Here is a 21,567-nt window from a genome sequence, read left to right as displayed (position 1 = left end):
GGAGCTTCCTCCAAACGGCTCAATGTATATGAAAATTCATACACAATACGCTGAAATGTTCCAAAAACCTCAATTGTATATGTAAAATCATACACAACCAGTCGGCGCTTCCTCCAAACTACTTATAGTTGGCATACTTTGCGACATTCACCAGTCCGATATTCGCAGGATCAAGCCTTAACAGTTGCACTTGTCAGGGTTCAACCCCCTTAGCTGGCCAGAATGTCGATTCGTCGAGCAACCTTTGGCAAGCAAAAAAGAAGGGCAAGGGAACGGAGAATTCTCATCGAGAAACGGCGCATCCTTAGCCAAAGACGCGCCGTTTCTATTTATGTTTAGAGGGACAGCACAGTGATCAAGCGTGTCAATGGCTGTAGTGGCTATCCGCTAAATTAATCAGCAGTTTCCAACGTATAATACAGTTCGCCCAGCAGCTCCTGCTTTTTATAAGGAAGCCCGGCCAGCTGTTGCTCTGCATAGGTTTGCACTTCATCCCGGTCTATATCGTAAGCAGTCTCAATTTCTTTGGAAAACAACAGTTTTTCCTCTTGAAGCAGGCTTGCTAGTGCTGGCATCGGTTCGGCAGCTGGTTTCTCTCCAAGCACCTGCTCTAGTGCGGCAGCATAATGCTCCAACGTTTGCGCCCCAACAATTTTAACACCTTTTTTATCTTCATTTACCATAATAATTGTCGGGAAACCGCGAACACCCAGAGAAGCAGCTAATGCGAAATCTTGCTCCAGCAGCTCCTGGGCAGCCGGCTCGCCCGCTTTGGCTACGATACCTTCACCATTCAAACCAATCCCATTAACGATGTCGATAAGTACCTCTTCCTTGCCGATATTGCGATCGAATGCAAATACAGCCTCTCTTGCTCTGCGAAGAAATACAGATGCAAGCTTCTCATCCTGCTGCCCGATAACCTTAAATACTTTTGACGGCGGGTAAGAGGACATAATGGGATCATGTTCCCAAACTGAGCCGTCAATCGGCATTCTGGAATGCGCCCCAACCTCGCGCCAATGCCCAGCAACATCGCTAGGTTTGCCGATTCCATTCTTCACATCAGCAAATCCGTCCCAGCCTGCAAGCAAACCGCCGGCAATTGTGCGGATGTTCAAATGCTTGCTGTATTGCTTAACAAATTTGCGCATAACCGGCTCGAGCGCCCAGCAATGCGAGCAAATTGGATCGGTTGCATAATAAAGATCAATCTTCTTCACTGGCGCGTTAAGATCCACCAGCTCGAATACGCCAGACTCCCCCGCATCTCCACAAATACCTGTAGTTAAATCACAAGCCATCGGATTGTTTTTCATACTATATCCACCCTTTCTCCTTCATTAAACAGGCTGAGCCTATTTAACGTACACAAACTGCTCAGCCTTTTTACTTCCATAAACAAGCCGAACCAAGCCTATTTAACGTACACAAACTGCTCACCCTTTTTACTTTCTTAAACAAGCCCAACCTATTTAACATTCACAAACTGCTGAGTCTATTTTTCTTCCATAAACTGCTGTGCCCATTGCTGCACAGGTGCAAGAGCTTTCGTTAATTCCATTCCTTTTGTTGTTAACGCGTAAGAAATTTCAATTGGCGTGCTTGCTGTTACTTGCTTGTGAATGAGGCCAAGCTCGATAAGCTCCGTCAGCTTGATGGAAAGCGCACGCGGTGTAATCTCTTCCAAATCCCGTTTAATATCTGAAAAATGCGCTTTGCCATCTGGCTGCAAAGACAAATAATGAACAATTAATCCATTCCATTTCTTGCCCAGCACCTGGAACGAATAATGCAGATAAGGACATACCTTCAATGGAATCACCGCCTTCTAACGTAATTATATCAGATATAATTTTTATATCAAGTATACTTAGTATATCAAAGAAATAAATTAAATTCATAAAAGCTCATGTTAATGGAAATAATTTGATTGTTCCAATTAATAATTTTTGCAGTTCTGACAGCTTGATTATTGTGACCTCGGAGGAAAATATGACTTATCATTTGCAAACATTAAGCAGTAAGGCACATGAGCTTGCACTATCGCATTCGCCAAAAATAAAAAGCAGACAGCCGCGTTACTTAAACGCAGGCGTTGCAAAGCATATTGAACAAATTCGCGCTTCTGTTCTATCCTTGAATCGAGAAGCGCATATCTGCTCACAGCCGGCAGATGAGTGGCTGCTTGATAACTCGGAATTTCTGGAGGAGCAGGCGGAGGAGCTCAAGCTGCAGCTTGAAAAGAGAAATTTGCGTTATCTTCCCTATATGAAAACTAGCGAGCAATTGCGTATCCATGCCATCTGCAAGCAATATTTATCCGTTGTGGACGGAGTATGGAGCGAGAGCTCCTTTCTGGCTTTTGTAAATGCTTATCAGGAAATTGCTGTATTGACTATTAACGAAATATGGTCGCTGCCGATTGTGCTGCGAGCTGCTTTTTTGGACCAAATAGCCGAAGTAGTCTCTCTTGTTCAAGAAAGAAGAGAGGCTTGCCTGGCTGTTGACAAGCTGTTGTCTTCCATTGAGCCTGAGCAAATAAACGCAGAGATTATACAGCAAAAGCTGCGCGAGGCACAGGTGGAGATGCCGTTGTCAGGTCCATGGATTGTCCATTTAATTGCTCACTTGCGGGAATGGCAAGGCGACGCGCAAACTGTACGAGAGTGGCTGCAATGCCAATATGATAATGGGCTCGAGGACTTAAACCAGATCATTACATATGAGTATCAGCTGCAAGCTTCCTATCAATTGACAGCAGGAAGCTTGATTACGAGCATGCGCTCCATTGAAAGAATGGACTGGCAAGGTATTGCTGAACAGTTGTGCCTGCCTGACCAAACGTATCGTCAAAGCCAGAAGGATTATGGCTTGCTCGATGCGAGCAGCCGCAATTCCTTGCTCAGCCGCACAGCAGAGCTGGCAGCAAGGCTGAAGGTGCCGGAAAATCTTATCGCCCAGCAAGCGGTGAAGCTGGCTAATGGCTATAAGCAACAGAATGAGAGTAATAAAGAGCCAGCTCCCCGCTCTGTGTTTGTAGCCTTCTACCTGCTTGATCCGGCCGGGGTGAAGCAATTGCTGCGCGCATTAAAGGCATGCAGCAAAACAAGCCCTGACATGAGACGCATGTTTTCAGAACGGGCGGCAGGCACATATATGAGCAGTTCAGTTATTTTACTTGTTATTTTAACCATTTTAGCAGGCGCTTGGGTTGGGCTTGGCAGAGGAATCGGATGGCTCGGATGGGTTTGTATGCTGCTTGTGGCAATTTGGCCGATGAGCGAATGGGTCATGTCAATTACGCATTACGGCATTGAGAAGCTGTGCCGCCCGCGGCCGCTGCTCCGTCTTGACTTGTCGGAAAAAATACCGGCTGATGCAGCGACGATGGTTGTGATTCCGGCTATCTGGTCGTCGGCTGAGGAAATCAATGAGCTGGCAGATCAATTGGAAATCCATTATTTGGCCAATCGCGACCGCCATATCCACTTTGCTTTACTAGGGGATTTTACAGACTCTAGAGAAGAAGTGAAGCCTGAGGATCAAGCGCTGCTTGAAACCGGAAAAGCCCGAATAGACGAATTGAATGACCGTTATAACCATACGGGCACGACGTTCCATTTTTTACAAAGAAGAAGGAAGTGGAATGAGTCCGAAAATATTTATATGGGCTGGGAACGGAAACGGGGGAAGCTGGTTGAGTTTGTCGATATGCTCAAAGGCAGCCAGGATACGAGCTATTTCTACCAGATTGGAGATAGCAAGGTTTATTCAGCTATCCGTTATATTATTACGTTAGATGCGGATACTCAGCTTCCGATCAGCTCTGCAGCGAGAATGATCGGCGCTATTCATTTGCCTTATAACAGGCCAAGGCTTAATACGGCCGGCACAAGGGTAGTGGAGGGCTATGGTGTGCTGCAGCCAAGAATTGGCGTCAGCCATCCGTCCGCACTGCGTTCCAGACTGGCATTCTTATCATCAGAGCCAGGCATAGACCCGTATGTGTTCGCTGCGTCCGACCCTTATCAGGATGCTTTGTCAGAAGCAATATTTACAGGGAAAGGCATATTTGATGTCGATGTGTTTTATCAGGTGCTGTGCGAGCGAATTCCAGATAATCGTGTGCTTAGCCATGATTTGCTGGAGGGGGGCTTTTTGAGAGCAGGTCTTCTTTGCGATGTAGAGCTGATTGATGATCATCCGTCTACCTTTGTTGCGTATCAGAAACGATTGCATCGCTGGGTAAGAGGAGATTGGCAGCTTATTTGCTGGCTGCTTCCTTCGCTCCACAATCGGCGCGGCGAATTGATGCCCATTGACTTATCGATCATTACAAAATGGCAGCTTATCGATAATCTTAGACGAAGTCTGCTGCCTATTGCTTACTTTCTGTTAATATTACTTGCTGTTACGATTTTGCCGGGCTCTTTGCTGCGCTGGATGCTCGTGCTGGCGATTACGCTGCTGCTGCCTGCAATTAGGCAGCTGCCTTCTATTTACAAAGAGAAGCAGCTGCGCAGAGTGAGCGTCGCTTTGTTTCAGGCTGCAGTGCAATTTGTGATGCTGCCTTTTCAAACGGCATTGCTGCTTCACGCTATTTGCAAAACGTTATACCGCTTAATAGTAAGCAAGCGTCATTTGCTTGAATGGACCAGCTCCTCGCATGTCGAGCGTGCGAGAAAAAGCTCCTATGCATCTCTTCCGCTCGTTTTTGTGGGCGGAGGCTATGCATTGATTGCTCTTGCAGTCATAGTCGCCATCATTCAGCCTTCTTTATCAGCGAGGTGGCTGACCGTCATCCTTTGTTTAATATGGGCGGTTGCTCCGATGCTCGCCAGCTGGCTGGATCAGCCGGTCATAGCGGCACGCAGGCCGCTGGATGAAGGTGTAAAGCATGAGCTGAAGCGGCTGGCCAAGGAAATTTGGGCCTTCTATGAGGCATATGCGGGGCAAGAGGATCATTATTTGCCGCCAGACAACGTACAGCTCGAACCGGATAAAGGCGTAGCGCATCGCACTTCGCCAACCAATATCGGCTTTTTGCTGACGTCAATTGTTGCAGCACGCGATTTCGATTTTATTACTGCCGAGCAGCTCCTGGACAGAATGGAACGAACGTTAACTACTGTTGAAAAGCTGGAAAAGTGGCATGGGCATTTATTTAACTGGTACGATACGCAAAGCTTGCGCGTATTGCATCCTGCCTATGTCTCCACTGTAGATTCAGGAAATTTTGTAGCCAGTATGATGACAGTCAAGCAAGCGCTAGTCCGTCTTCTAGCAGAGCAGCGCTACAAGCTGCAGGCGATTGAAGCAGCTGAGGAAAGAGAGCAGAAGCTGCAATTTATTCACAGGATGGACAATCAGATTGATCGATTGGAGCATTTGATTACCGCTACTGATTTCCGTCAATTGTATGACGACAAAGCGAAATTATTTGTGCTTGGCTATCATGCCGACACGGATAAGCGCGATACGATATTGTACGATTTGCTTGCCTCTGAAGCGCGGCAGGCCAGCTTTGTAGCGATTGCGCTTGGCCAAATTTCAGTTGCACACTGGTCCGTGCTTGGCCGCTCTGTGAAGCAGGCGGCTGGATATACTTACTTGCTGTCATGGACGGGGACGATGTTTGAATATATGATGCCTTGGCTTATTATGAGGACCTACGCCAATACGCTTTGGGACAGTACGTATAAAGGCATTATTCAGCGGCAAATCGATTATGCGCGGGAGAATGCCATACCGTTTGGCATATCGGAGTCAGGCTACTATGCCTTCGATTACAACATGAACTATCAATACCGGGCCTTTGGCGTTCCAGGCCTCGGCTTCAAGCGGGGATTGGAGCAGGATCTCGTTGTGGCGCCATACGCGTCCATCATGGCATTGCCTTATGCGATTGAAGCAGGCATGGACAATTTAAGAGAGCTGGAGCTTATCGGAGCCCGCGGCCAATATGGCTTTTATGAAGCGATTGACTTCACACCAAGCCGCCTGCCAAGAGGCAGTGAATATAAAGTGATCCGCAGCTTTATGGCGCATCATCAGGGTATGAGTATGCTCACACTGGCGAATATGCTTTTGCCGGTTGCCATGTACGACTATTTCCATCAAGACAAGCGCGTACAGGCTGCAGAGCTGCTGCTTACCGAGCGCATTCCGCCAATCTCAGCTCTAATGAAGCGGGAATTAACAATTAAGTCGAGCAAAGCAGCAATCGGGAATAGACAAGCAGGTCCCTTGCGCCAATTTGAAGCTGACGGCAAGCATGCGATCGAACAAAATATTCAGTCGAACGGCTCCTTTACAACTGCTGTAACGAATAGCGGCAGCGGCTATATTCAGTATAATGGCCTCGATATAAGCCGTTGGCGTGAGGATGCTGTGCTTGATCCGTGGGGCGTATTTGTATATATACGCAATGCCAGCAGCAGCAAGCTCTGGTCACCTGCGTATCAGCCTTGTCAAATCGAGCAAGAAAACAGTCGCGTTCAATTTTTTCAGGAAAAAACGTTGTATTACAGTGAATATGATGATGTGGGAAGCATGCTGGATGTATCGGTTTCGCCAGAGCTGAATGCTGAAATACGGGAGCTTACTTTAACGAATAAAAGTCAGGAAGCAAAGGTGCTTGAGATTACCTCGTTTATGGAAATAGCAATGGCCGGACATGAAGCCGACAAAGCGCATCCTGCTTTCTCGAGATTGTTTATTCAGACGGAAATGGACGCAGCGTCCGGCAGCCTGCTTGCCAACAAGCGGCCGCGTCAAGCAAGCGATAAGCCGCTATGGGTTTTCCACAGGCTTTATGTAGTCGGAGATGAGGGGCTGGGCGCAGCTGAATATGAAACGAATCGGGCGCAGTTTATAGGACGCGGCTATTCCCTTCGCCAACCAAAGGGCATAACGGAGCGATTAAGCGGCAAAACAGGCTCGGTAGCTGACCCGGCATTTGTCATGCGGCGCCGCATCCGGATTGAAGCAGGCAAAACAGCCCAGCTTGTTATGATTACAGGCGCAGCGGACAGCCGCAATCAAGCGGTCGAGCTGGCTATCCGCTTATCGGACCGGCAGCAAATTGCCAGATCGAAGCAGCTTGCCTGGACCTACAGCCAGATCGAGCTTGCTCATTTGCATATTAAGCCGCACGATATTGTTGCTTTCCAGCAGCTTGGCAGCCGGATTCGCTATCGGACAGAACTGCAGGAGCAGCAGGCGGAAGCGATACGATCGCTGAAGAGCAGCCAGCAAGGATTATGGGCGCATGGCATTTCGGGCGATCGTCCGATTCTGCTTATACGAGCCAGTGATACAAGCCAGCTGCCGTTTCTGCTCAAGCTGTTTACCGGATGTGTCTATTTATGGAGAAATGGTCTGCAATTTGATGCTGTAGTATGGAATGAATCGCTTGAGGGCTATCAGCAGCAGCTGCGCGACGAGCTGATCAGGCTGGCCGATCAGCTTTATGGCGGGCTGGACGGACCTTACGGCAGCTTTAGAATGATATCAGCTGCATCTGCAGATCAAGCGGATCAGCATTTGTTGTTTGCAGCTGCCCGATTTGTCGTTCATGCAGATGGGCCCAGCCTGCAGGCCCAAACCGTCCCGCTGGAGAAGCAGGAGCCTGCCGGCTCCGGGCTGCTGTCTGTTGCTGCCCAGCCGAATCGCTACCAGCATGCAACGATGGAGCTGAAGGGCTTGGAGGAAAGCGGCTTGTTCGATAATGGCTATGGCAGCTTCTCAGCTGATGGAAGCGAGTATCGCATTAAAGTAAGAAGAAATCAGCCGCTGCCTGCCCCATGGATTAACGTGCTGAGCAACCCGCAGTTCGGCTGTATTATATCAGAAATGTTTACTGGGTACACATGGTGGAGCAACAGCCGGGAATGTAAGCTTACGCCATGGTCGAACGACCCTGCTCTTGATCCTGCAGGTGAGGCTTGTTATATACGGGATGAGCTTAGCGGCGAGGTCTGGCAGCCTGTGCCGAGCCGGCTTGAGCTTGAGGATGCGGAGGCGCTTGCCATTCATGGACAGGGTTATTCGAGATTCGAGCGCAGCTGTTACGGCATCGTCCAGCAAGCGACTGTTTTTGTCCCGCTGAAGGATCCTGTGAAAGTGATGAAGCTGCGTTTGATAAATACGACTGAAGACGTGCGTGAGCTTTCAGTAACTTATTACGTTGAATGGGTGCTCGGTGTACATCGGGAAGATCAGGCAGCTATGGTCATTACACAATATGATGAGAGCAGTCATTCATTAATCGCCCACAACACCTATCAGGAAAACTTCCGCGACGCGCATGCTTTCCTTACTATTGCAGCCAAGAGACGCAATATGAACAGCGAGGAAGGCGAGGACCTGTCATGGACAGCCGACCGTTTTGAATTTATCGGGCAAGCCGGCTCGGTCGATCAGCCGGATGGCATGAGGCGCAAGCAGCTTTCTGGAACGGTTGGAGCTTTGTCCAACAGCTGCGGTGCGATGCAATTGAAGCTGAGCCTGCAGCCAGGAGAGGAAAGAGACGTATATATTTTGCTGGGCTGCACCGATTCCGGGCAGTCCGCCTCGCAACTGGCGATACGCTATCGTGACTCGGATGTTTGCCGCGAGCAGTATGAGGCTGTGCTTGCTTATTGGAACAATATCAAAGGGACGATATCGGTTTCGACTCCAAGCCAAGAACTGGATATTATGATCAATCACTGGCTAATGTATCAAACAATTGCATGCCGGCTATGGGCCAGAACCGCTTTTTATCAAGCGGGCGGCGCTTACGGCTATCGCGATCAGCTGCAGGACTCGCTTGCCTTGCTGCACTTCGAGCCCAGCCGGACGAAGGCGCAAATTTTATTGCATGCAGAGCATCAATATGAAGAGGGAGATGTGCAGCATTGGTGGCATGAGGAAACACAGCGGGGCATACGCACCCGCTTCTCAGACGATTTGCTCTGGCTGCCATATGCCGTGCTCCGCTATATTGACCAGACCGGAGATGATTCAATATTGGATTTGACAGCTCCGTATCTGCACAGCGCGCCGCTTGGACCAGACGAGCATGAGCGTTACGAGGAAACGGTGCGTTCCGAGCAGGTCGGCTCAATAGCCGAGCACTGCTTCCGGGCGATCGACCGCAGCTTGCCGGTAGGGGAGCATGGGTTGCCGCTTATCGGCATCGGCGACTGGAACGATGGCATGAGCATGATCGGTCCTGAAGGAAGAGGAGAAAGTGTATGGCTGGGCTGGTTTCTAGGCGGCCTGCTGCCTGCTTTCAGCGAAATTAGCAAGAAATACGGTGATGAGGGAAGAGCGCAGCGTTATGCGCAATGCTATGAGCGGCTTGTAGCGGCGTTGAACAATGAGGCATGGGATGGCAAGTGGTTTAGAAGAGCCTTTACCGATTCTGGACAATGGCTAGGAACGATTGAGCATGCCGAGTGCCGCATTGATGCTATCGCTCAATCGTGGTCAGTAATTTCTGGCATGGCAAGCGAGGAGAAGGCGGAGCAGGCGATGCAATCCTTTGACCAGGAGCTGGTCGATCGCAGCCTGCAGCTTGCGCGCATATTAACGCCGCCGTTTGATGAAACGAACCCGAGCCCGGGCTACATTCAAGGCTATCCGCCAGGTATTAGAGAAAATGGCGCACAATATACGCATGGAGTTATTTGGAGCATCCTCGCCTGGAGCAAGCTGGAGCAGGGCGGTAAAGGGTTTGAGCTGTTCAATTTGCTTAATCCGATCAATCATGCCAAGTCGGCGCAGGAGGCAAAAATATATGCAGGCGAGCCTTATGTCATGGCTGCCGATGTATATTCCGAGGATCCGAATAAAGGCCATGCCGGCTGGACCTGGTATACCGGCGCTTCGGGCTGGATGTATCAGGCCGGCGTCGAGTGGATTATCGGGCTTAGAAAGCGTGGCAACTACTTGTATATTCGTCCAAGCATTCCGTCCGACTGGCCGGGCTATTCGATTCAATACCGCGCAGGTGAAGCTGAGTATCATATTGAGGTTAGAAATCCTGAGCAGCGAACGAATGGTGTAAGCTTGCTGAAGATCAACGGGCAGCAAATTGCGATTAGCGATGACGAGAAAAAAGAAGGTGCAAAAATTCCAATCGCTAACGATGACCGTATTTACAAGGTAGAAATTACAATGTAACGGATTAGCCTTGCACAATCTGACTGCTGGCCGTTAAATTCGACACCATTAATTGAATATGTTAAGGTAATAGATAACAAGGCATTTCGTCACACAGACGAGGTGCCTTACTATCTATTTTTTTATTTTTCTACAAGCTTGGAGGTGATGTCATGGTGCTCAGCTTACCCCCGCGGGTGGGGGCAAAATCAGTAGTCGGAAGCAGGCGATGGGTTTTGGGGGCACAATAATTTTTTTAAAGGAGCTAAACAAAATGAGTATTTCCATTCATGCGGAACAACGACAGCACTTGAATCGTTCAGGATTAAAGCAATTGCGCAAACAAGGACGCTTACCAGGTATTATCTTTGGCTCAGGTATGGACAATGCTATGATTCATATATCTCGCAAGGAATTTCATCAGTGGGCTAAAGGCGGCGGAGCAGGTGTAGTTCAGCTTCAGCTTGGTGACGCGGAGAAAATCCCTGTATTATTGGAGCATGTACAGAAAGACCCGATTTCGCAGGATTACATCCATGCTGATTTTTTAAGGGTGAAGCAAGACGAGGAAGTGCGTACGAAAATTCCTATTCAGTTTACAGGCACGGCTAAAGGGACGAAGCAAGGCGGCATTATTCAAATGGACAGCAATTTTATAGAGGTTCAGGCTTTGCCAGCTAATCTGCCAACAACCATTACGATTGATATTAGCGATTTTGATATTGGTGCAACACTGCAAGGCGGCGATATTAAGCTGCCGGAAGGAGTAGCTCTTGTATCATCGGCTAATGAATACTTATTGTCAGTAACCGCACCACGAGTAGCGGAGGAGGCTGCCGAAGAGGAAGCCGCTGAGTAGATTTCATAACCTATAGGAAAAGCCTGCCTGCGCCCGTTAAGGGATTCAGGCAGGTTTTTTCTTACAATATAAGGATGGATATGTTTTTGTATTCTTATACCGGTTCTTATATTTTAGCGGTAAACGCGCCTTTCCAAAGGACAGCGGAGCCGTTTATCCTTACGTATTCTACGATGATAACTGATCTTTGCTGAGTGCTATTTCACGGAACTTGCCAGGCGTGACGCCTTCCAGCTTTTTGAACACGCGAATAAATCCGATATCGGTGGCGTAGCCCACCTTCTCCGCTACCTGCTGTACAGTCAAGCCTGTAGCTTCCAGCAGCGACTTGGCTTTTTTGACACGAATGCCGACGATAAAATCAGTTATATTCATATTGTTATGCTTTTTGAAAAAGCTGGACAAGTATTGCGGCGTCATCGCAAACTGATCAGCAATCGAAGTTAGGCTAAGTCCGTTATCAGAGCTTTGCTGCAATATATACTCCAATATTTGATCATTGAGCTTATTCGTGGTCTGCGATTTTGCTTCTTCAATGCTGCTGCATATAAGCCGGCAAAGCTGCTTGATCTGCTCCAGCATTTCTTCTGAGGATAGACTGCTGCCTATAAACTTCACTGTTTCGCTCGTATGCTGGAAGAGCTGCTGATTATCTAATTTTAAAGAGTTGGAAAGCTTCATCACAGTGCCAAGCAAACCGAAGAAAAGTCCTTTCCCCATTTCAGGCGAAATTTTGTTGCTGGTGAAATTATGCCGGTACAATTGGTCCAGCAGCTGCTCTGCCCCTGCAAAGTCGCCGCTCTTCAGACAGTTCAGCAGCTTGCCTTCGTCTTCCTGCGGATAATGGAAATAGGTCAGGCCCGACTCCTTCATTTCCTCAAAATAAAGGATAGAGCTGATGCCGCGAACAATCTGATAATCGAGTGCGTTCAGCGCCTCCTGATAGCATCCTCCAATCTCGGAAATGCCTTGCCGGATCGAGCTGGAGGCAATCGTTATTTTTATTTTGAAGCGCCCTTCAATTTCCTGCTTAAAGCTATGAATAAACTGCTCCCTGTAGGCTTGCGATGATTGGGAGGCATCGCTCACATTAAAAATTAATGCCAGCTGATTGCGCTCTGTCTCTACGGCATATCCGTTATGTCCTGCCATTTCACTGCTTAGATTGAACAGAATAAAGCGCACGAGCGCCCATTCCTGCTCATTATCCATTTTAATAAAAGCACTGCAGTCATTTACTTCTACGATTAGCACAAATACATAGTCATGCTGCAGCTGCAGCCCCATGAAATCCAAGGAGCTTTCTGGCGATAAATCAGGCTCCGCCTGCCCCTTCAATAGACGCATTAAAAAATAAGCCTTCACTACAGGCGCATGCCCGTCAATCATTTGCTTCAGCTGTTTTCCTTCAGCTAAATTTTGTTGGATCGAGGACTGGATAAATTCGTATTCATTGCCCATTGAAGCAGCGGGCGCTGATTTGCCATTCAAAAGCGTCAGCACCATATTGCGGATCGGGCTGTAGCTGCGATAAGCCATCCAGTATGCAGCAGCTGAACCGACGACAAAGGTAACAGCAAGCAGCCAAAGCGCCCAGCTTCTAGTTTCGTTTACTTTTTTCAATACAAGCTGCTTCGGAATAAGCGACATATACTGCCACCCGTTTTCCCCTTTTGTATAAGACAGCATCATCTGCTTCCCGTTTAATTGAAAAGATTGATAGTGGCTTGCGCCCAAAGTTATTTCGCTTAGCTCTTGAGGCAGCTCATTTATGCCGGAGGTGGAAGTAAGCATTTGGCCTGTTTCATCCAAAATATACAATAAGCTGCTATTCGCCCACTCAATTTGCCGCAGCATATTAAATATTTTTTCCTCATCGATCATAAGTACAAGCGTAGCAGCTGTCTTTTCCTTCTCTCCAAGCGGCAACGAAACCGTTGTTGTAATGACATTTTGGGCAGGCTCTCCGATGCTGATAGCCGGCCAATAGGTTTTGAAGTGGTAGCCCGTCAAATATTGCTCTTTAATTTGCTCCACCGATTTATTTTTGAAAGGATAAATAATCCGAAAATATGTTTTTATATCTGTTTTTAACGTTGGCGATATAATCATATCCTGATTGCGCAAATGGATATAAAAATTATGAACAAACGTGTTGCCGTTATTAATGTTTTTTAAAGCGCTTACAGCTTCGTAGTACTGAATATACCGTTCGCTGTCAGGCAGGCTCCATAGCGTTTGGAGCTTGGGATGCGATGCGATCTGCATTATAAGCCTGTCGATTTCCTGCATCTGGCTGTCGTTCATTTGCTTGATCTGCTCAAGCATGGCCAGATTGGAACGGTTAGCATTATCGACCATCGTGCTGCTCATGCTGCTGTACATGGCAGCGGCAATCGCTACAGGAATGATGAGAATGGCTATGTAGGATAACCATAGAGTTAGGAAAACTTTTTTTCGACGGTGCATCTTTTATCCAACCCCCTAAAGTTTCTATCCTTTAGAGTGCCAGTCTAACACAATTGAATGTTGTACATCAATCCTTATTCTGGTGAAAATGGGCTAATCTTAATAATTGTTTATGCTTATAAAAACGGTTGGTTATATCGATAAGGTTTGTCTGATAGGCCGCGGAAATTATAATGTTATCAAGTTAAAAGTGATTTATTATAGAAAAAAACAGTTGGTCTTAAAAACGAAGATCAGTTTATTCCCAAAGCAATAGAATATAGGCAGCAGGAAGCGTTGCCATCTATAATTCAATCAGCGGATAACACGCCGCAACAATAATAATTAAGCAGGAGGGTCAAAAAGGATGACACAAAAGATGAATAAAGTAACAATTATTGCAATCGCTTGCCTGTTGATGGCTGCTATAGCTGCAGGCTGCTCGGGCGGAGGAAAGCCGGCTGCATCGCCTGAAGCAAGCAGTTCATCCGTTCCATCTAATGCTCAGCAAACCGATACGCCAAAAGCCGAGGTTGAGTATCCGAAGTCTGTTACTTACTGGGTGTCTTTAAACGGAAACGCTGCTGCGACGATGAAAAGCTTCAATGAAATAGCCGCATACAAGGAGCTTGAGAAAATTACAGGGACGAAGGTTGAATTTCAGCATCCCCCTACAGGTCAGGAAAGGGATCAGTTCAATCTAATGATTGCTTCCGGCAAGCTGCCTGATGTTATTGAATTCAACTGGAATACGATAGCCAAAGGGCCAGACAGCTTAATTAAAGAAAACCGCATTATACGTTTGAATGAGCTGATTGAAGAGCATGCTCCAAATTTAACAAAAATATTAAATGATAATCCAGATTTTAAAAAGCTGGTTACTACTGATGAAGGTAACATTTATGTGATGCCGTTTCTGCTTGGAGATCCTCAGCTTTCAAGTGTTAACGGTCCAATTATTCGCAAGGATTGGCTGGATAAGCTAGATCTTCCGCTGCCTGTGACGATTGCTGATTGGGAAAATGTGCTGACGGCATTCCGCGATGGAGATCCGAATGGCAATTCTCAAAAGGATGAAATTCCTTACTCCTTTACTATAACTCCATCGCCTGAAACAGATGAAAACCATGCATTTATTGGCGCTTGGGGCATTACCGGGGATTTCTACCATGAAAACGGCACTGTGAAATACGGCCCAATCCAGCCTGAATACAAAGAATACCTTACGCTGATGGCAAGATGGTACAAGGAAGGCCTGCTCGATAAAGATTATATGACCCAGGACGGAAAGCTGAAGGATGCTAAAGTAACAGGCAATCAGCTTGGCTCCTTTACGGCTTATGCAGGCAGCGGGATCGGACGTTACACCGAACTGATGAAGGAGGATCCGAGCTTCGAAATTGCAGGCACGACATATCCTGTTCTTGAAGCAGGCGGAAAAGCTCTAGGTCAGTATACCTTCCCGTTTAGCGGGATTGGAGCTGCTATTTCTTCCAGCGCCAGTAATCCAGAGCAAATTGTAAAATGGCTCGATTATAAATATGGCGAAGAAGGACATATGCTATTTAACTTTGGTATTGAAGGCGAAAGCTACGAGATGAAGGACGGTTACCCGACTTATACAGACAAGATTATGAAAAACCCTGACGATCTGCCGATAACGCAAGCAATGGCGCAATATTTTATTGCAAGCTGGAGCGGTCCAATACTTCAGGATAAACGTTATATTGAGCAGTATTATGTATTGGAACAGCAGCGCGAAGCACAGAAAAACTGGATGCAGGCTGATCATTCCAAGCTGATGCCGCCAGTTTCGCTAACTGCGGAGGAGAGCTCGAAGAGCGCTTCCATTATGAATGATGTTAAAACTTACCGCGATGAAATGACGACCAAATTTATTATGGGAGCTGAATCGCTAGACAACTTTGACAAATATGTTGCAACGATGAAGAGTATGGGCATCGAGGAAGCTATCAAAGCAAGGCAAGCGGCGCTTGACCGCTTCAACAATCGTTAATCTGCCGCGCATCGTTTGGTGCATGGAGGCTGCCGCTGCAGCCCCCATGTACCGGGAACGGCACTGGCAATCAAATTAGAGGAGGGCTGATAATATGTCCGCACCCTTGAAGGAAGAGACGGCTCTCCGTCAAGCGCCTGTCAATAAAAGCACCTTTCGGTATCGTGTTATAAAAGATTTCAAGCTTAACAAATATGTGTATATGATGCTGCTTCCAGTAGTCGCCTACTACATTGTGTTTCATTACTTGCCGATATATGGCGTACAAATAGCGTTTAAAGATTTTTCTCCAGGATTGGGTTTATGGAATAGTCCTTGGGTAGGGTTTAAGCATTTCGAAAGCTTTTTTAACAGCTATTATTTTTGGAGATTGCTGCGAAATACGATTTTAATGAGTTTATATGATTTATTATTTAGCTTTCCGGCATCGATTCTGCTTGCCTTGCTGCTCAATGAGGTACGGAATGTGATGTTCAAGCGGGCTGTGCAGACGATTACGTATATGCCGCATTTTATATCTATTGTAGTTGTTTCTGGTATGATGGTTGATTTTTTATCCCGTGACGGATTGATTAACCATGTAATTGCCTGGTTCGGCTTTGAACCGATTGCGTTTTTATCGGAGAGCGGCTGGTTCCGCACATTATATGTTGGATCTAACATATGGCAAGGTGTGGGATGGGGCTCCATTATTTATTTGTCAGCAATGTCCTCAATTGACCCTTCTTTGTACGAGGCAGCGAAGGTAGATGGAGCAAGCCGCTGGAAGCAAGTATTTCATATTACACTTCCGGGTATTTCTTCTACCATTATTATTCTTCTCATCTTGCAAATCGGTAACTTTATGGTTGTCGGCACGGAGAAAATATTGCTGCTATACAATAGTACAACCTATGAAACAGCGGATGTAATAGGAACCTTCGTTTATCGCAAAGGGATATTGGAATCTGATTTCAGCTATAGCACAGCGATCGGATTGTTCAACTCTATTATTAATTTCACCCTATTGGTACTTGCAAATGCCATAAGCAAACGTACCAGCGAAACGAAGCTATGGTGAGGGAGGGGGATGCATATGGCAAAGCGGAGTGTTGGCGAGCTGCTGTTTGACGGCTTAAACTTTATATTACTATCCTTGCTGTCGCTAGTTACGCTCTACCCATTCATCTATGTTTTATTCGCTTCATTAAGCGATCCGGCATGGCTGGTAAAGGTTAGAGGACTTATTTGGTATCCGGAAGGACTTAATTTTAATTCCTATGTGCATGTGTTCAAGTATCCTTCCATTCTTATAGGCTATGGAAATACGCTGCTGTACGTCGTTGCAGGCACAGCGCTGAATATATTAATGACCTCGCTTGGCGCATATGCGCTTTCCAGGCAAAATGTGATGTGGAAAAACCCGGTTATGTTTATGATTGTGTTCACGATGTTTTTTAGCGGCGGTCTTATTCCAACCTATTTGCTTATTGAAAATTTGGGATTGGTGGATAACCGTTTAGCGTTAATCATTCCGAGCGCTATGAGCGCCTACAATTTGATTATTATGAGAACATCGTTTCAGGGGGTTCCAGTTAGCTTAGAGGAATCGGCAAAGCTGGACGGCGCCAACGATTTTACCGTTCTTTTCCGGGTTGTGCTGCCGCTGTCCATGCCCGTTGTAGCCGTAATGATTTTGTTTTACGGTGTCGCGCACTGGAATTCATGGTTTAATGCACTGATCTATTTGCGCACGCGCGATTTGTTCCCGCTGCAATTAATATTAAGAGAAATCTTGATTACGAATAGCACCGATTCGATGACAACGGGAGTCGGCGGCGGAGATAAAATGCCAATTGGCGAGTCCATAAAATACGCTACAATAATTGTAGCGACTATTCCAATATTATGTCTGTATCCATTCCTGCAAAAGTATTTTGTGAAGGGCGTTATGATTGGAGCAATTAAAGGCTAATAATGCCGCATGCATAAAATAGAACAAAAATGCTCTCTGACTGTCACTGTTTATTAAAACAATGGCAGTCAGAGAGCATTTGTTAACGAAGGACAATTATTGCAGCATGCTTAGAGCTTGAAGGCATGAATCTGCTTTTGCATATTTGCTGCCATATGGGCAAGTGAATTGGAGGATGCCGTCATTTCATGCATGGACGCCAGCTGCTCCTCGGTAGCGGCAGCAATGCTTTGCGTGCCTGATGCGGCTTCATGGGCAATTTCAGAAAGTCGGATTTCTGAGCGCAGCACCTGCTCCGAGCCAGCTGACAGCTGCTGTGAGGATGCTGAAACCTCTTGAATTTGCTGGAATACCATCTCAACTGATTTAATGATTTGTGTAAAGGATTCGCCGGCTTGATGAGCGATATTGATGCCCCCGGTAACCTCATGGCTTGTTTGCTCCATCGTTTGCACGGCTTGAACGGTTTCTTTTTGAATAAAGGCTATCAGCTCGGCTATATGATTAGCTGATTGAGCGGAGCGTTCCGCAAGCTTCCGTACCTCAGCAGCTACTACGGCAAACCCGCGTCCGTGCTCTCCCGCTCTGGCCGCTTCGATTGCAGCATTCAAGGCAAGCAGATTTGTTTGTGAAGATATTTCAGTAATAGCTTCTGTAATATTGCCTATTTCTTGTGACCGTTCGCCTAATGCTTTTACTGCTTCGGCAAGCTGCGTAACAGAGAGGTTGATAGAGTTCATTTGCTCAATTGTTGCTTGCAGAGAATCATTGCCTTCGTAAGCAACCTCAGATGCCAGATTTGCACTTTCGGACAGCTCCTGTGTATTTGACGTAATCGCGCGAATGCTTGTAATCATATCCTCTACGACTCTTTTGCTTTCTGCAGCTGCTGCAACCTGACGCTCTGCTCCTTCGGCAACCTCCTGAATCGTATGAGCAATTTGCTCGCTTGCTTGTCCTGATTGTTCAGCACCTGCGCGGAGCTGCTCGGAGGAGGCTGCAAGCTGCGTAGACGTCTCGCTAATATTAAGCATAAGCCTTTGCTGACCTTTCATCATATTGTTGAACGAGGCAGTCAACTGGCCGATCTCATCCTTTGATTTATAGCTGCCGCTTACGGTAAGATCCCCTTGCTCAGCCTTGCTCATCAAGCTCTGGATTTCCTTTAACGGAGAAACGATCATGCGGTATATAATAAACCCAATTACGGCTTCTGCTGCGATAGACAAGCAAATAATGAAGATAATGATCATTCTGCTGGATTTATAGTTGCTATCAATACTCGCTTCAAGGTTTACCGCATAGGCTTCCAAATAGTCTCCGGTTTCTTTTAATATGGCATTGGCTTTATCTTTCTTGTCTTTCACCTCATGCCAATAATAATCATAGCCTTTGGAAGAATCAGTAAAAGCAAGCTCTTGCAGCTGCTTTAGATCCTCTATGTATAGTTTATACGCTTCATCATAGAGTAAAAATCTTTTCCTCTCTTCCTCTGATAACAGGCTGGCTGCCAGTTTTAGAGATAACGTTTCGTTTTCCGAAAAAATACGATTAATATCACTGTTTACCTGCTGCTTCACTTCATCGTTTTGTATTAAGAGCATTTCCAAAATGTGGCCATCCATCATTTGATTGTTGATGCGGATTTGATCTTGCCACTTGATCGGCTGAAGGGCGTCGATAAAAACGCTTTCGGAATTTTTGATCATCGTTTTCATGAAATTAAAGCCTGTGATGCCAATCACTCCGAAAATAATGATTGAAAATACAATTAGTATGACCAGCTTACCGCCAATTTTGATGTTCTTTAGCCCCATATGCATCATGCTCCTGTTGTTTAAGATGGAATAATTATCGGTTTTTTATTTTATGATGAATATAGTTCTTAGGACCTATCTTTTGGTTTGTGGCATACTGTTACAATTATTTGAGAGGATTAACGAATCCCAGCTGTCATGCTGAAATGGGCTTGAATGTAGACAATGCAAAAATCTGCTGGAGATGGAAACGGTTTTGGTTAACACTAGCAGATCTAAGGACTTTATACCTATAATAATTTTAGTTAGTATATTGACAATCCAATTGATGGATGATATATAAAATGTATAATTGGCACTCAAGTATCAAGAGTGCTAATATAGTATAAAGCGCATTCGCAAGCAGCGATGCCTGTTATTGAATGAGGGGGAGAGTTAGCAGTGGAAGTAAAACAATTCCAAGCAGAATCCAAGCGTTTGTTAGAGATGATGATTAACTCTATTTACACACAGCAGGAAATTTTTCTAAGAGAGCTTATTTCTAACTCCAGTGATGCGATTGACAAAATTTATTATAAAGCTCTGACTGACGACAGCCTTGTTTTCGACAAGGATAATTATTTTATTAAGCTATCGATTGATAAAAATAATCGTACGCTAACGATTAGCGATACCGGTATAGGCATGACAGCAGAGGAGCTGGAAAACAACCTGGGCGTTATCGCGAAGAGCGGCTCTTTGGCGTTTAAGAAGGAAACGGAGCTGAAGGACGGCCACGATATTATCGGCCAGTTTGGCGTTGGCTTCTACTCTTCTTTTATGGTAGCAGAATCGGTGAAGGTCATTAGCCGCGCATTGGGCAGCGACAAAGCTTATATGTGGGAATCAAGCGGCGCGGAAGGCTACACGATTACAGAGGCGACCAAAGAAAGCGTCGGCACAGACATTATCATGAAGATTAAGCAAAATACTGAGGACGACAATTACGATGAATATTTGGAGCAATACCGTATTCGCGCGATTGTGAAAAAGTATTCTGACTTTATTAAGTATCCGATTAAGATGGATATGACGAGCAGCCGTCCAAAGGAAGGCGCGGAAAATGAGTTTGAGGAATATACAGAGGAGCAGACGCTTAACAGCATGGTGCCGATCTGGCGCAGAAACCGCAACGAGCTGACAGATGAGGACTATACGAATTTCTATAATGAAAAGCGTTATGGCTTCGATCAGCCGCTTAAACATATTCATATCAGCGCAGACGGTGCGGTCGTTTATCGCTCAATTCTTTTTATTCCCGAGCGTATTCCATTTGATTTCTATTCGAAGGAATATGAGAAGGGCTTGGAGCTTTACTCCAATGGCGTACTTATTATGGACAAATGCGGTGATCTTCTGCCGGACTACTTCAGCTTTGTGAAGGGCATGGTAGATTCTGAAGACTTGTCGCTAAATATTTCTCGCGAGCTGCTGCAGCATGACCGTCAGCTTAAGCAAATTGCCAAAAACATTAAAAATCGGATCAAAAGCACGCTGCAATCGATGGTTAAGGATGAAAGAGAGCAGTATGAGAAATTTTACGAGTCCTTCGGCCGCCAGCTGAAGTACGGTGTTTACAGCGACTATGGCGCCAATAAGGAAGAGCTGCAAGATTTGCTTATGTTTTATTCCTCCAAGGAAGAGAAGCTTGTTACGCTGGCTGAGTATGTAGAGCGCATGCCTGAAGATCAGAAATATATTTACTACGCGTCCGGTCCGTCTCATGAGCGTATTGCCCGCTTGCCTCAAACAGAGCTGGTTGCTGAAAAGGGCTATGAAATTCTTTATTTCACAGAGGATATCGATGAATTTGCGATAAAGATGATTGCTTCCTATAAAGAAAAGGAATTCAGATCGGTTTCCGGCGGCGATCTTGGCATCGAGGAAGAAAAGCAGGATGAAGCTACGGAGAAAGCCAATGAAGAAAATAAGGAATTATTCGAGCAAATGGCCAGCCTGCTTGGCGATAAAGTAAAAAGCGTCCGCGTATCGAAGCGTCTGCGTTCCCATCCGGTCTGCTTGACTGCAGATGGCGAAGTGACAATTGAGATGGAGAAAATTTTAAGCGCAATGCCTGACAATCCAAATGTGAAGGCGGAAAAGGTTTTGGAAATCAACGTGAATCATGACGTGTTCCAAACGCTTAAAAAGGTTTTTGAATCCGACAAGGATAAATTCAATTTGTATACAAGCCTGCTTTACAATCAGGCGCTTCTTATCGAAGGCTTGCCGCTGCAGGATCCGGTACAGTTCACGAATGATATGTGCAAGGTAATGGCATAAAATTGGTATAAAGCGAATAGAGCGAAAACAGTCCCTCAGCGGGGCTGTTTTTTTGGAG

At 46.2% G+C, this 21,567-nt stretch carries 10 protein-coding genes; 6 read left to right on the top strand and 4 right to left on the bottom strand.

Annotated elements, in window-relative coordinates:
* Nucleotides 1-392: 392 nt before the first annotated feature.
* Both ACRRU2_RS10535 and ACRRU2_RS10530 read right to left on the bottom strand, forming a co-directional pair.
* Nucleotides 393-1,319: a DsbA family oxidoreductase gene (locus ACRRU2_RS10535; protein WP_432501392.1), complete on the bottom strand. Its 927-nt coding sequence runs from the start codon at nt 1,317-1,319 to the stop codon at nt 393-395.
* Between the two features lie 179 nt (nt 1,320-1,498).
* Nucleotides 1,499-1,816, bottom strand: a complete 318-nt coding sequence (locus tag ACRRU2_RS10530) for a winged helix-turn-helix transcriptional regulator (protein ID WP_432501390.1) — start codon at nt 1,814-1,816, stop codon at nt 1,499-1,501.
* 179 nt (nt 1,817-1,995) lie between these two features.
* On the opposite strand from ACRRU2_RS10530, the gene ACRRU2_RS10525 reads away from it, so the two are divergent.
* The gene (locus ACRRU2_RS10525; RefSeq protein ID WP_432501387.1) at nt 1,996-10,173 is read left to right on the top strand and encodes a GH36-type glycosyl hydrolase domain-containing protein; all 8,178 of its coding nucleotides are present in this window, start codon (nt 1,996-1,998) and stop codon (nt 10,171-10,173) included.
* Nucleotides 10,174-10,426: 253 nt separating this feature from the next.
* A complete protein-coding gene (locus tag ACRRU2_RS10520) occupies nt 10,427-11,011 on the top strand; it encodes a 50S ribosomal protein L25 (protein ID WP_331699734.1) in 585 nt (194 codons plus the stop codon).
* A 168-nt stretch (nt 11,012-11,179) separates the two neighbouring features.
* Here the strand turns inward: ACRRU2_RS10520 and ACRRU2_RS10515 are convergent, their stop codons facing one another.
* Nucleotides 11,180-13,480: a helix-turn-helix domain-containing protein gene (locus ACRRU2_RS10515; RefSeq protein WP_432501385.1), complete on the bottom strand. Its 2,301-nt coding sequence runs from the start codon at nt 13,478-13,480 to the stop codon at nt 11,180-11,182.
* Between the two features lie 346 nt (nt 13,481-13,826).
* On the opposite strand from ACRRU2_RS10515, the gene ACRRU2_RS10510 reads away from it, so the two are divergent.
* From ACRRU2_RS10510 to ACRRU2_RS10500, 3 genes are all read left to right on the top strand, one after another.
* Entirely contained in the window at nt 13,827-15,476 is a 1,650-nt protein-coding gene (locus tag ACRRU2_RS10510) for an extracellular solute-binding protein (RefSeq protein ID WP_331699732.1), read from the top strand.
* A 94-nt stretch (nt 15,477-15,570) separates the two neighbouring features.
* Complete coding sequence (locus tag ACRRU2_RS10505) at nt 15,571-16,536, top strand: ABC transporter permease (protein ID WP_331699731.1); 966 nt, start codon at nt 15,571-15,573, stop codon at nt 16,534-16,536.
* Between the two features lie 15 nt (nt 16,537-16,551).
* Entirely contained in the window at nt 16,552-17,430 is an 879-nt protein-coding gene (locus ACRRU2_RS10500; protein WP_331699730.1) for a carbohydrate ABC transporter permease, read from the top strand.
* A gap of 110 nt (nt 17,431-17,540) precedes the next feature.
* Here the strand turns inward: ACRRU2_RS10500 and ACRRU2_RS10495 are convergent, their stop codons facing one another.
* Nucleotides 17,541-19,247, bottom strand: coding sequence for a methyl-accepting chemotaxis protein (locus tag ACRRU2_RS10495; RefSeq protein WP_432501380.1), 1,707 nt, complete (start codon nt 19,245-19,247; stop codon nt 17,541-17,543).
* A 381-nt stretch (nt 19,248-19,628) separates the two neighbouring features.
* Here ACRRU2_RS10495 and htpG point away from each other — a divergent pair, with 381 nt between their 5' ends.
* Nucleotides 19,629-21,509, top strand: coding sequence for a molecular chaperone HtpG (gene htpG / locus ACRRU2_RS10490; protein ID WP_331699728.1), 1,881 nt, complete (start codon nt 19,629-19,631; stop codon nt 21,507-21,509).
* Nucleotides 21,510-21,567 lie beyond the last annotated feature (58 nt).

Origin of the sequence: Paenibacillus sp. GXUN7292, assembly GCF_050864975.1 — a bacterium.
Classification (GTDB): Bacteria; Bacillota; Bacilli; order Paenibacillales; family Paenibacillaceae; genus Pristimantibacillus.
The sequence above is the reverse complement of the archived record's forward strand: the minus strand, read 5'-3'. Positions and strand labels throughout refer to the sequence as shown.